Consider the following 13,156-nt stretch of genomic DNA (forward strand, 5'->3'; position numbering starts at 1 on the left):
CACACCTTCTCATGAACCCGCAGCCCGGCTCGAGCGGCGGGCGCGACGCGGACCGCCTTCCGCGTCCCGCCCGCCGTCAGGCGATCAGGCGCGGTCGCTGGACCGACGGCGCGTCACCAGGTAGGCGCCGCCGCCGAGCAGCAGCAGGGCCGCCCCGCCGATCGTCATCAGCAGCTCACCGTTCGCGCCGGTCAACGGCAGATTCGGATGATCCTGCTGCGTGTTGGCGATCTTCTGCACGGTGACAGTGGCCACGCCTCCGGCCTTGACCTCGACCTCGCGGACCTGGCTGTCCAGGACGTAGCCGGCCGGGGCCTTCGTCTCCTTGAGGTAGTAGGTCTCGCTCGTGTCGGAGTCGTTGCCCACCCACAGCACGATCGAGCCCGTGCCGTCGGCGCCGGTGGTGAAGGTGCCGACCGCCTGGGTGGCCGCCTCGTCGGAGTAGACGGTGAACTCGGCACCCGCCAGCGTCTTGGACTCGTCGTTCTGCGCGAACTTGAGGACCTCGAGCGGCCCCCAGTTCGTCGTCGGGTTCGTTCCGGGCTCGCCCGGCTTCGAGGTCGTCTTGCCGCCGTTGTCGTTCGTGAAGACGGTCGCCTGGTTGGGGATGACGCCGTCGCCGAGGGACTCGACCGTGGTCAGCAGCGTGGCGGTGACGACGTCGCCGGCCTTGAGCTTGGCCAGCCCGTCAGCGGTGAAGGTGAGCGTCACGAGGCCGTCGGCCTCGGTGACCGTGTAGTCGGAGTCCGCGGTGAAGCCGGCGACCGTCAGGGACGTGAAGGACAGCCGGGAGTCCAGCTGGTCCGTGATGACGAAGGAGGTGATGGCGCCCGGCTTGTCGGGCTGCACCGGTGCGGAGATCGTCCACGGGACCGTGGAGCCGATCGTCACGCCGTCGGTCGGGTCGGAGACGTCCTTGGTGGGGACGTTCGTGTCGACCGCGTTCTTCGGGTAGACGTGGACGTCGTAGAGCCATCCGCCGTTGGTCTGGGGCAGGGGCAGGGTGACCAGGAAGGGGTCGACCGGCGTCGTGATCGTGTTGTCGCCGTAGCCGGTCTCCGTCACCAGGTAGAGGCCGTGGGGCAGGTTCTGCGACACCGAGCCGTCCGCGCCGGTGGTGACCGTCGTGGCGCCCGCGGTGTCGAGGGTGTAGCTGCCGCTCTGGACGTCCGCCGCCGTCACGCCGTCGATGAGGTCCCAGCCCGCGTAGGTGTCGAGGTCGATGGCCTGCCCGCCCTTGGCGGTGACGGGGGTGATCGTGAACTCCACGCCCTGGAGCGCGTTGCCCAGCCCCGAGGTGTCCGACAGCTGCGTGCCGTCGCCCGCCTCGCCGGTGTTCCCGTCGTACTTGTGGATCGTCAGGGAGGCCTGCGTCGAGGGGTCGATGTTGCCCGCGCCCGGCGTCGCATCGGCGGCGTTCGCGGCCAGGGAGCCGCCCGCGACGCCGGCGAGCCCGAGGGCCAGGGTGCTCGCCGCAGCGACGATCCGCCGCCGCCAGGAGCTGGTGCCCGATGTTGTCATGGGATTGTTTTCCTTTCAGTGCGCACCGCCGGCAGGCGGTGCCAGAACATGTGGGAATTGGGGAGGGGGAGCGGGTGACGGGCGGGGATCGGCGCGCGGGCGCCTTCTCCGCTCCGGGCCGCGGGGCTCAGGCCCGCAGCGACCGCCTGCGGTGGATGAGCCATCCGGCGCCGGCGGCCGCCAGGAGCCCGCCGCCTCCGAGGAGGAAGGCGTCCGTGCTCATCCCGCCGGTGAGGGGGAGCGTCGGCGGGGTCGCCTGCTCATTCGCGAGGGCGCCGAGGTCGACGACGAGCGTCGACCCGTCCGAACCGGGCTCAATGGTGAACGCGTGCTCGGTGTCGCTGCGAACGTAGCCAGCGGGAGCCTTGGACTCCGTCAGCGTGTAGTCGCCCCAGGCGAGGTCCTCGACCGAGAAGGCGCCGGCCGACGGATCCGTGTCGGGACCCGCGCATTGCCCGGCCTGGTCGGCCACGCAGTCCGTCACCGTGACTGGTGACGTCGACTGGCCGTCGGGCCCCGTCAGCGTCCACTCCGAGTCGGCGAGCGCGTTCCCGCCCTCGTCGACCTTCGTCCACGCGACCGAGCCGGGCGTATCCGTGTTCGTCAGGGTGCACTCGACGTCCTGGCCGTCGGCGACGGCGACTGCCGAGTCCGTGACCGCGAGGTTCTCGCCGTCCGCCGTGCACACGAGGCTCTCCTGCTGGTAGCCCGGCCGGAGGGTCTCTCCGATCGTGTAGGAACCGGGGTCGACGTCCTTCGTCTCACCGGAGGTGAAGCCCAGCGCGTCACCGCCCGAGGGCGTCGCCGTGAGGTCGAAGTCGTTGGCGCCGGCGGCGCCGCCGTAGCGGTTGTCGACGACCTTGGTCAGGGTGAGCGAACCCCTCCGCGGAGTGTTCGTGAACGTGCACTCCAGGGCCGCACCGTCGGTCATTGTGACGCGGTACTTCGTGGTGCTCCCCTCAACGGGAGTCACTGGGACTGAAGTGTTCAGATGAGCCGTGTCGACGCAGGCCAGGGAGGAGGTGTAGGTCGCGAGATCGGCCGCAGGCTCGCCCGCCCCCGTCTCCTCGAGAAGGTAGGACGCGCCGACCTCGGCGATGACCGGCCCCGCGACCTCTGTCGGGTCGGTCTGGAGCCCCGTGTCCGTGCCAGCGGTCTGGCCGGTCGCGCTCGGGTCGTCCTGACCCTCTCGGGTGATCGTCAATCGGAACTGGTCGGTGTCGGCTACCCGGTCAGTGACGTTCTTCTGCAGCTTCTGGAAGGTCGGGGGGATCTGGCAAGAAGCCAGGTCGACGCCGACACCGGACAGGCCGCTCAGCGCAATCGTCTGCGGGCTCGACACGTACTCGCCGGTGTCGGGGTTGATCGCTCCGACGCGCGTCTGGTCGCCAGAGTACTGGACGAAGGCCGCTCCTGTGCTGTTGAACGCGATGCCGTTGTACTGGACGCCGCTCTGACTGTTCAGGGTGGCGGTGTCGCCGGCGTGGATCTCATCGCCGTCGGGATTGGCCAGCTGCGCGGCGCTCACGGGCACGATGCGGGACGTGCCGTTGCCGTCGTTCCACAGGATGTAAAGATTGCCGTTCGCGTCGAAGGCAAGGTCGCCGTTGCCTCCTGCGATCTCCCGCGCTTGGTAGACGAGGACGCTGCCGACGAGGGTGACATCCGTTCCGTCGAACTTCAGGACCTGGAAGCGAGCCTGCTGTTCGGTGCCCGTGTAGACCGTGATGAAACCGCCGAAGTAGTAGGAGCCGTCCGGATCGGTCGGGCTGACGCCACCGGCGATCAGAGAAGCGTTCGCCACTCCGCTCCCGCTGGGCAGGGTCCCGTTCCAGACCCTTGCGGAGGTGCCGCTGTCTGCCGTCCACTCGTAGATGGCGATCTGTCGACCCCTGTCGCCATAGGCGCGGTCGAAGGCATAGGCAGTCTGCCCGTCTGCGCCGATCGCCAGGCCGTTGAATGTGCCAGTCCCGAAGTCGATGTCGGCGGATGCGGCATTCGCGTCCGGCGTGTTGCCAGAGGAGGTCACCTTGGAGACCTCGCCGTTCTGGGTGATCGTGTAGAAGTCGCCCGCCGCGCAGCTCAGGGCCGTGCCTTGAGCCGCGCGGAGCGCGGTAGCGGCCGACCCCGTGCCGGCCGACTCGGACGCAGAGGGCGAAGGCGCGGCCTGCTGGCCGGACTGCGTCGACTCGGCCGACTGGGGGCCGGTGGTGTCGTCGCCGTCCTCGGCCAGCGCCAGACCCGTGAAGGACCCGACGGACAGGACGGCGGCGAGCAGGGCGCCGGAGATGGCGGCGGCCCTCGATCGGGACGTGCGCCTCAGCGTGTGCTGGGCGGATGGCTTCTGGACGCGCAAGGACACGGATTCCACTCCTCGGGTACGACCGCACCGGCCATCCGAGGACTGAAAAAGATACTAAATATCTGTTGTCCACAGTCGTGCTGGGACACTGCCTCGGCGGATGGCAGGCGCTTTCTTCAACGGTGAAGAGTATTTCCGAGCCACACTCACTTTGTCAACCATGTCAGCCGATCATCGGCTATTTGTATGAGAAGTTAAGGTCTCCGGCGCCTTCGTCGAACGCGCGACAAGAGTTGACACAATTGACTCTCCGCTTCATTCTCCGCCATGTCGACCACTCTGGCGCAATGAGCGACCGTGCGATCCGTCACGAATCGATTGCGCCCTCTGCAACACGTACTGACCTGCGAAGAGACGCGACGCGCAAGAAACGGGAGTGGCGGGGAGGCCTGCGCCTCCCCGCCACTCGGCCTCGGAGCTCAGGCTCCTCGGCAGGACCCGGCCGGGTGAGCCGCCTGCATCACCCGGCCGGGACGTGTGTCAGGCGCGGTCGCTGGACCGACGGCGCGTCACCAGGTAGGCGCCGCCGCCGAGCAGCAGCAGGGCCGCCCCGCCGATCGTCATCAGCAGCTCACCGTTCGCGCCGGTCAACGGCAGATTCGGATGATCCTGCTGCGGATTCGGGATCTTGTAGGCGGCCTCCGCCGACTCGCCCGCCGTGACGGTCACCGGGATCGGCGTCTCATCGAGGATGTATCCGGCCGGGGCATCGGTCTCCACCAGCCAGTACTGCTGCTCGACGTCATCGTCGTTGCCGACGAAGAGGACGATCGAGGCCGTGCCGTCGGCGCCTGTCGTCAAGGTCGCCACGGGCGTGGGGGCCGGAGTGCTCGCCGGGTCCGCGGCATAGACCGCGAACACGGCGCCCGCCAGGGTCGCGGACTCATCCCCCTGCGCGTGCTTGAGGATGTCGAGGACTCCCCAGTTCGAGGAAGGCTCATCGGTCTCGGACTCCTGGTCGTTGACATTGACGAGCGCCGTGTTCTCGATCGTCCCGTCCCCCTGGGAGGTCACCGTGGTCACCAGGGACACAGACACGGTCTGACCGGCCTCCAGCTTGCCGAGCCCCGTCTCCGTGAAGGTGACGGTCACCGTCTGGCCGCTCACGGCGATCGCGTAGTCGGTTCCCTCCTCGAACCCCGTGACGCTCAGAGAGGTGTAGGTCAGCCTCGGGTCCAGGGTGTCCGTGACGACGAACTTCGAGAGCGCGTCCTCCTCGTTGATCGCCGGAACCGTCGCCGAGATGGTCCACGTGACGGAGGAGCCGAGTACCGGGGCGGCAGGATCGGCGACCGTCTTCGTCGGTTCGTCGAGCAGCTGGTTCTTCGGGTAGACGTGGACGTCGTAGAGCCAGGAGCCCTCGCCCTGGGGCAAGGGGAGGGTGACGAGGAAGGGGGCCGCCTCGGACACGATGGGATTGGCGCCGTGTCCGGTCTCCTGGACGAGGTAGAGCCCGATCGGGAGGGTCGTGAGCTCGGCCTCGCCGAACTCGTCGGTGGTGACCGTGGTCGGCGTGCCGAACGTGTACCCCTTGGTGGTGTCGAGGACGTCCTCGACGGTGACGCCGTCGATGAGGTCCCACCCCGCGTAGGTGGCGAGGTCGATGGCGTCCGCGCCGAGCCCGGTGACAGGGGTGACGGTGAACTCCACGCCTTCCAACGGCTCGTGCGTCGAGGTGTCGATGGTCTGCTCGGTGCCGTCGCCCTGGTCTCCCTGCAGACCCGCGTACTTGTGGATGGTGAGGGTGCGGGGCTCCTGGTCGTCGATGTTCCCGTCGGCCGCCCGGGCGGCCGATCCGGCGGACACTCCGATCAGTGCGAGGGTGAGGGCGCCCGCAGCGCCGATGAGGCGCCGCGCGAGCGTGTGTCTCGTCGTTGTCATGGGAGGGGTTTCCTTTCGGTGCGCGCCGCCATCGGGCGGCGGACAGAGAGCAATGCTGATGGGATCGTCGGGTCGATGGATGGATGTGGTCGCGTCTGAGGCACCGGCGCGCATGCGGCCCAAGGGGACCGGGACAGGCCGGCGGGCCGGCTAGAGGCTCCTTCGCATGGCGACGGCTCGCCGGATGCGGGACCAGCCGCCGAGGGCGACCGCGACGGCCAGGATGGAGCCGCCGATGAGGGTGAACAGGTCGGAGGCCGTCCCGCCGGTCAGGGGCAGGCTGACCAGCGGCACGTCCGCGTTCACGAACCGGTAGACGTCGTGGGCGTTGTCCTCGTTGGGGACCTCGACCGAGGCGGGATCCACGTCCTCCCACAGGCTGTCGTCGTCGTGGTCGACCGACCCGTCCGGTGCGACCTCCCCCAGATACCGCTGGACCTTGACCTGGAAGTAGGCCGGGTCTCCTCCCCCGGCCGGGGCCTCCGAGATCGAGTAGCCGTGCAGGGGGCGCACCGTGAACGTGTTCGCCTCCGTCACCTTCTCGTCCCCGGCGACCGACGTCGCGCCGAGCCCCTCCACCCCGGGGTCGGGCGTGGCCGTGAGGCTCCACTCGTCCGCCGAGAGCGTTCCCCCATGGTCGTTCTCGACATGCTTGAGGAGCGTCACCTCGCCGGTCAGGTTGTAGGCGATGCACGAGACGTGCGTTCCCAGGGCGACGTCCGCCCCCGTTGAGACCGTCGTTCCACTCGTCGACACGGGTGAGGCTGTCGTCCACATGGGTGCAGTCCCACGACCCGGTCGACAGGGGGTTCGTCTCCTGCTGGGTGTCCGGGTCGCCCCTGAACTGCTGGTAGTACCAGGCCGGACCGTCCGCCTCGGCGAACTGGTAGGTGCCGGGGTCGATCGCGCTGGTCACACCGAAGCTCCCGTTGACCTGCTGGGTCAGCGTCGCCCCGTCGAAGGGGGCGACCGGAGATCCGGTGCCCGGGTCGTCCGGCACGGTGTAGGCGGTGAAGGTCCAGTCACTGGGCTCGGCCTCGCCGCCGACCACCTGCTTGAGCAACGTCAACGTCGTCTCGCAGGTCACAGTGTTCGTGATCGTGAACGTGTTCTCGCCCACGGCCAGACTCGGCCGGTAGGACTGGTCTCCCGAGATGTCGACGTCGACCGCCTGCCCGTTGGCCTCGCTCACGCGCTGGGAGTCCAGCGTGCACCCGACCATGACCGGGTCGATCGTCGTCGTCTCATCGATCGAGGGCGTCTCGCCCACCGCGTATCCCGTCCGCTCGGAGCCCCACGACTGCGCCGAGGGCGAGGCCGTCCCGGGGCCTTCGAGCACGAGGCCGGCCGAGAGGCCGTCGGGCTGATCGCCGTTGGCGTAGTCCGTCCCGTTGACAACCCACTGCTTGTCCACCACCACCGAGGCGCTCTGCTCGACCTCCCGGTTGTACACCGTGCACGAGATGTTCGAGCCGCCGTCGACGCCCGCGATCGAGAATCCGAGTTCTCCCTGGTTGGTCACGTCGACGCTCTGGCCGCCCTGGAGGTCGACGCACACCGCGTTGCGGCCGCCCTGGGTCACCAGCGAGTACCTGTCCTGCTGCTCGGCGGTCGGCTGCTCGACGAAGGCGAGGTCCGTGGACTCCGTCCCCGTGGCGAACGCGAGCGGGAAGTTGACGGCGCCCGTTCCGGTGCTGGTCGTCCCCGAGGCGGCGAGTGTGACGTCCGGATTGGAGGAGGTCGCCCCGAAAGTCCACCCGCCTGCGGGCGTCGCCCCCGTCACGTCCTCTCCGGTCGTGCCCTCGGGCACCACCTGCTTGACCACGGTGACAGTGCCCGCGCAGCTCTGTGAGATCATCTCGCGCAGGACGGTGGCCGCCTGGTCGTAGTCCGTGGTCTGGAAGTAGTCGCTGCCCGCGGTGGGGCCGGAGATCGAGGCCAGGTTCAGCCCCGAGGCGGTCGAGTCGACTCCGCTGCCCACCCCCAGGGCGACGACTCGCGCGCCGTCGTCCTTGATGGCGTTGGCCGAGAAGATCCCGTTCTCGAGTTCGCGGAACCGGGTGTAGTTCCCATATCCCTCGACCGGCGAGGCGTAGTAGGTCGGATTGCCGTCCGTGATGACGATCGCGACGTCGTAGGCGTTGCCGCTGGAGACCACCGACCACATCCCGCGGTCCCAGTTGGTCCCGCCGTTGGCCGTGAAGGTCGCGTCGCCGTCCGCGTCGCTGTACCACGACTTCACCGTCTGGGCCCCGGCCGCCGTCGACACGCTCTGCTTGGCGGGGTGGTTCGGGACGCTGCTCGCCGGCGAGTTCGTGGCGAAGGTGTACAGGGACACGCTCGAGTCGGTTCCGGTCAGGGCGCTGACGAGGGTGTTGGCCGCGCCCGCCAGATCGTCCTCGTATCCTCCGATCGACCCCGAGAGGTCCAGCACCAAGGCGACGTCGAGACCGCACTGTTGGACGACCGGGTTGTCCCTCACGAACTGGAAGATGCCGCCCGACGCGGTGCCGGTCTGGCCGGTGCCGAGCATGAAGTCGGCTCCCTGTCCGCTCGAGGTGTAGACGTTGCCCGACCTCAGCTGCGTGCCGCTTCCCACCCGGAACCCGTAGGTCGCGGGCGCCACGGTCCCTCCCACGCCGAGCCTGGCCGCCAGGTACTGCGTGTACCCGGAGGGCGCCGACACGGCCTTGACGTAAAGCTCGCGGTCGCGGTTCGCCTGGGGATTCACGAACGACCCGCCGGTCTCCGGGATGATGAAGGTGCAGTCGCCGTCCGCGTCGGACATGCATGTCGCCCAGGCCTCGCCAACCGGCGATGTCGCGGACAACGAGGCGAACAGCCCCAGCGTCGCTCCCGCCAACGGCGAGATGGCTGTCGACCCCGTGCGCAGTCCGCCCACCTTCACGCTGACGGCGGCCTCGCCGGGTCCGAGCGAGCCGGGCGCCGGAACGCTCATCGGCGAGATCGCCCCCGGTTCGTCCCCGACCGCCTCGGCTGCCTCCGAGGATTCATCGGGCAGCGGCTTCTCATCCGGTTCCTCCCCCGCCTCGGTTCCGGCGGGGTCGCCTGGAGCGGCGGCCTCATCGGAGCCGGCGTCGCCCTCTCCCTGTCCGGGATCGACGGCAGCCTCCTCCTCGGGCGCCGCAGGCTCGGGGGACGCCGTCTGGTCTCCGGACTGCCCCGCCTCATCCGGCGGCTCAGAGGCCTGGGTCGCCGCCGCCGTGCTCCCCGTGAGGTCCTCGTCGCCCGCAGCGAGGGCGACGCCGGTGAGGGAGCCGAAGACCAGGAGCGCGGAGAGACCGGCTCCAGACACGGTTCGCGCTCGCGACATGGTGCGGCGCGCCCGCAGGTGCTGGGGGCGCTCGCTGGTGGATGGTGACGTCACGGTCTGCTCCTGGGATAGGCGGGACCACGGCTCGTCGCGCGTTCCGGGCTCCCAGGCGCGTGGCCTGTGCGCCGCTGTGTGGCGATGGGCATGTGGCGTTGATGTGATTATCCATACAGAAGTCTCCATTCGTCAACCATGTCGTCCGAATTGATCCGAGCTATCAATTGTTTTTGGCCGAATGAAGCCAACATCCAGACCATCATGAAGGAATCTGTGTCAACTTGACATCTGAGGATAGGGACGTTATTCCCACTAGATGTCGGTTGGCACAACGTATAATGCCGAGTTCTTGACTCACCGGGCCGAGAAGCCGACCTCGCCGGAACGCGGCTCCCCCGATCCGCGTCCCGGCGCGCACGCCCGGGCAAAAAGAAACCGCCCCGCCGCACCAGATGGTGCGGCGGGGCGGTCCCCGTCAGCCAGCCGGCCGATCCCAGCGGGATCGGCGCGGACTCACTTCTCGATCTCGGTCACACGGCCTGAACCGACCGTGTGCCCACCCTCGCGGATGGCGAAGCCGAGGCCCGGCTCCATGGCGATCGGGTGGATGAGCTCCACATCGATCTCGGTGGTGTCGCCGGGCATGACCATGTCCGTGCCCTCGGGCAGCGTGATGACGCCCGTGACATCCGTCGTGCGGAAGTAGAACTGCGGACGGTAGTTCGTGAAGAACGGCTTGTGACGGCCGCCCTCGTCCTTCTTCAGGATGTAGACCTGCCCCTTGAACTCCGTGTGCGGGGTGATCGAGCCAGGCTTGGCCACGACCTGGCCGCGCTCGACCTCGTCGCGCTTGGTGCCGCGCAGCAGCAGGCCGCAGTTCTCGCCGGCCCAGGCCTCGTCCATCGACTTGTGGAACATCTCGATGCCGGTGACCGTGGTCTTCTGCGTCGGGCGGATGCCCAGGATCTCGACCTCGGAGTTGATCGGAAGCTTGCCGCGCTCCACACGGCCCGTCACGACGGTGCCGCGGCCCGTGATCGTGAAGACGTCCTCGATCGGCATGAGGAAGGGCTTCTCCATGTCGCGCACGGGCGTGGGGATGTAGTCGTCGACCGCGTCCATGAGGACCTCGATCTGCTTGACCCACTCCGGATCGCCCTCGAGGGCCTTCAGCGCGGACACGCGGATGATCGGGGCGTTGTCGCCGTCGAAGCCCTGCGAGTTGAGCAGATCGCGCGTCTCCTCCTCGACGAGCTCCAGCATCTCCTCGTCGTCGACCATATCCGCCTTGTTGAGGGCGACCAGGATCGTCGGCACGCCGACCTGACGGGCGAGCAGGACGTGCTCGCGGGTCTGGGCCATGGGGCCGTCGGTGGCCGCCACCACCAGGATCGCCCCGTCCATCTGGGCGGCGCCGGTGATCATGTTCTTGACGTAGTCGGCGTGGCCCGGGGCGTCCACGTGGGCGTAGTGGCGCTTCTCGGTCTGGTACTCCACGTGGGAGACGTTGATCGTGATCCCGCGGTCGCGCTCCTCGGGGGCGTTGTCGACCTGGTCGAACGGGGTGTACTCGTTCAGATCCGGGTACTTGTCGTGCAGCACCTTGGTGATCGCTGCGGTGAGCGTGGTCTTGCCATGGTCAACGTGACCGATCGTGCCGACGTTGACGTGCGGCTTGGTGCGCTCGAACTTGGCCTTCGCCACTTGTGTCCTCCTGGACTCGGGTAGATGTTCTCAGCCGTGGGCTGCGTGTCACTCTAGCATCCACAGGGCGTGAGATCCCTACTGGTTTTCTGTTGATGTGGGGCGGGATTCCGCCGGTCCACCGGTGCCCGGACCGGCGCCCTCCCGCCTCGTGGGACTCACTCGCCCCGAGACTTCCCGATGATCTCCTCCGCGACGTTCCGGGGAACCTCGGCGTAGGAGTCGAACTGCATCGTGTACACCGCGCGGCCCTGGGTCTTCGACCGCAGGTCGCCGACGTAGCCGAACATCTCCGACAGAGGGACGTTCGCGCGCACGACGCGCACCCCGTGCTGCTCGTCCATCGACGAGATGGATCCGCGACGTGAGTTGAGGTCGCCGATGACGTCGCCCATGTACTCCTCGGGCGTGCGCACCTCGACGTCCATGATCGGTTCCAGCAGCACCGGCTTGGCCTTCTTCGCGGCCTCCTTGAAGGCCATGGAGCCGGCGATCTTGAACGCCATCTCCGAGGAGTCGACCTCGTGGTAGGCGCCGTCGAGCAGGGTCGCGCGCACGTCGACCACCGGGTAGCCGGCGAGCACGCCCGACTGCATGGCATCCCGGATGCCCGCGTCCACGCTGGGGATGTACTCGCGCGGCACGCGCCCGCCCGTCACCTTGTCCACGAACTCGTAGTCCTCCTCGGAGTCCGTGGGGAGCGGCTCGAGCGCGATGATGACGCGGGCGAACTGGCCGGAGCCACCGGTCTGCTTCTTGTGGGTGTACTCGAACTTCTCGACCGCCTTGCGGATGGTCTCGCGGTAGGCGACCATCGGCTTGCCGACGTTCGCCTCGACCTTGAACTCGCGCCGCATGCGGTCGACGATGATGTCGAGGTGGAGCTCGCCCATGCCGCCGATGATCGTCTGACCGGACTCCTGGTCCAGCTCGACGGTGAAGGTCGGGTCCTCCTCCGCCAGCTTCTGGATGGCCAGGCCCATCTTCTCCTGGTCCGCCTTCGACTTCGGCTCGACGGCCACGTGGATGACCGGCTTCGGGAAGGTCATGGACTCCAGGATGATCGGATGGGCCATGTCGGACAGGGTGTCGCCCGTCGTCGTGTCCTTCAGGCCGATGACCGCGTAGATGTGGCCCGCGTGGGCCAGGTCGACGGGGTTCTCCTTGTTGGAGTGCATCTGGAAGACCTTCCCGATGCGCTCCTTCTTGCCCTTGGTCGAGTTCAGGACCTGGGAGCCGGCGTCCACCTTGCCGGAGTACACCCGGATGAAGGTGAGCTTCCCGTAGAAGGGGTGCGCCGCGATCTTGAACGCCAGCGCCGCGAAGGGCTCGTGCTCGTCCGCCTTGCGCGACTCGGTCTCGCCCTCGTCCTCGTGCCCGGGGCGGAAGCCCGTCGTGTCGGGCATGTCCAGGGGGGAGGGGAGGAAGTCGATGACGCCGTCAAGCACGGGCTGAACGCCCATGTTCTTCAGGGCCGTCCCGCAGTAGACCGGGAACGCCTTGCTGGCGATCGTCAGCGCGCGCACGCCCTGCTTGATCTGGTCGACCGTGAGCTCGCCATTCGTCAGGTACGCCTCGGTCAGCTCGTCGCTGCCCTCGGCCGCGGCCTCCATGAGCGCCTCGCGGTACTCCTCGGCCCTCTCGACCAGGTCGGCGGGGATCTCCCCCTCCTCGACGACGGCGCCGAGCGTCGGCTGCCCGCCCGCGTCCTTCGCCGGCCAGTGCAAGGCCTTCATCGTCAGCAGGTCGATGGTGCCCTCGAAGTCGTTCTCGGCTCCGATCGGCAGCTGCATGACGATCGGCGTCGCGTGGAGGCGGTCCTTGATCGTCTGGACCGAGTAGTAGAAGTCGGCACCCATCTTGTCCATCTTGTTGATGAAGCAGATGCGCGGGACGTCGTACTTGTCGGCCTGGCGCCACACCGTCTCGGACTGGGGCTCCACGCCCTCCTTGCCGTCGAAGACGGCCACGGCGCCGTCAAGCACCCGCAGGGAGCGCTCGACCTCCACCGTGAAGTCCACGTGGCCGGGCGTGTCGATGATGTTGATCTGGTTGTTCTTCCAGAAGCAGGTCACGGCCGCGGACGTGATGGTGATGCCGCGCTCCTTCTCCTGCTCCATCCAGTCGGTCGTCGAGGCGCCGTCGTGGGTCTCGCCGATCTTGTAGTTGATGCCCGTGTAGTAGAGGATGCGCTCCGTCACGGTCGTCTTGCCGGCATCGATATGCGCCATGATGCCGATGTTGCGGACCCTCCGGAGGTCCGTGAGCACCTCGTGCTGTGCCACTGAGTAATCCTTCGTGTGAAGTTGCGTGGATGGGTGCCCCGCCCCTCCAGGGACGAGGGCGTCCCGGCCTGT

General features: G+C 68.1%; 9 protein-coding genes and 1 pseudogene. 3 read left to right on the forward strand and 7 right to left on the reverse strand.

Annotated features, from left to right (window positions below):
* Positions 1-84: 84 nt before the first annotated feature.
* From ACFQWG_RS08045 to ACFQWG_RS08060, 4 genes are all read right to left on the reverse strand, one after another.
* Positions 85-1,521: a SpaH/EbpB family LPXTG-anchored major pilin gene (locus ACFQWG_RS08045; protein ID WP_380974116.1), complete on the reverse strand. Its 1,437-nt coding sequence runs from the start codon at positions 1,519-1,521 to the stop codon at positions 85-87.
* A 127-nt stretch (positions 1,522-1,648) separates the two neighbouring features.
* Entirely contained in the window at positions 1,649-3,883 is a 2,235-nt protein-coding gene (locus ACFQWG_RS08050; RefSeq protein WP_380974119.1) for an MSCRAMM family protein, read from the reverse strand.
* Positions 3,884-4,363: 480 nt separating this feature from the next.
* On the reverse strand, positions 4,364-5,764 hold the full coding sequence (locus ACFQWG_RS08055; RefSeq protein ID WP_380974122.1) for a SpaH/EbpB family LPXTG-anchored major pilin: 1,401 nt from the start codon (positions 5,762-5,764) through the stop codon (positions 4,364-4,366).
* Between the two features lie 150 nt (positions 5,765-5,914).
* On the reverse strand, positions 5,915-6,541 hold the full coding sequence (locus tag ACFQWG_RS08060) for an LPXTG cell wall anchor domain-containing protein (protein ID WP_380974125.1): 627 nt from the start codon (positions 6,539-6,541) through the stop codon (positions 5,915-5,917).
* A gap of 233 nt (positions 6,542-6,774) precedes the next feature.
* Between ACFQWG_RS08060 and ACFQWG_RS08065 the strand changes: the two genes are divergently transcribed.
* Genes ACFQWG_RS08065 through ACFQWG_RS08075 form a run of 3 tightly spaced genes read left to right on the forward strand, consistent with a single transcriptional unit; the run spans position 6,775 to position 7,653 of the window.
* A complete protein-coding gene (locus tag ACFQWG_RS08065; RefSeq protein ID WP_380974128.1) occupies positions 6,775-6,903 on the forward strand; it encodes a hypothetical protein in 129 nt (42 codons plus the stop codon).
* 15 nt (positions 6,904-6,918) lie between these two features.
* A complete protein-coding gene (locus ACFQWG_RS08070; protein ID WP_380974131.1) occupies positions 6,919-7,131 on the forward strand; it encodes a hypothetical protein in 213 nt (70 codons plus the stop codon).
* A gap of 39 nt (positions 7,132-7,170) precedes the next feature.
* A complete protein-coding gene (locus ACFQWG_RS08075; protein WP_380974134.1) occupies positions 7,171-7,653 on the forward strand; it encodes a hypothetical protein in 483 nt (160 codons plus the stop codon).
* 44 nt (positions 7,654-7,697) lie between these two features.
* Here ACFQWG_RS08075 and ACFQWG_RS08080 read toward each other — a convergent pair.
* From ACFQWG_RS08080 to fusA, 3 genes and pseudogenes are all read right to left on the reverse strand, one after another.
* A pseudogene (locus ACFQWG_RS08080) lies at positions 7,698-9,281 on the reverse strand (vWA domain-containing protein); the annotation flags it as partial.
* 327 nt (positions 9,282-9,608) lie between these two features.
* A complete protein-coding gene (tuf, locus tag ACFQWG_RS08085; RefSeq protein ID WP_291496349.1) occupies positions 9,609-10,799 on the reverse strand; it encodes an elongation factor Tu in 1,191 nt (396 codons plus the stop codon).
* Between the two features lie 158 nt (positions 10,800-10,957).
* Entirely contained in the window at positions 10,958-13,084 is a 2,127-nt protein-coding gene (gene fusA, locus ACFQWG_RS08090; RefSeq protein ID WP_380974138.1) for an elongation factor G, read from the reverse strand.
* Between the last annotated feature and the right edge of the window lie 72 nt (positions 13,085-13,156).

It is taken from the genome of Schaalia naturae (assembly GCF_042665795.1).
Taxonomy (GTDB): Bacteria; Actinomycetota; Actinomycetes; order Actinomycetales; family Actinomycetaceae; genus Pauljensenia; species Pauljensenia naturae.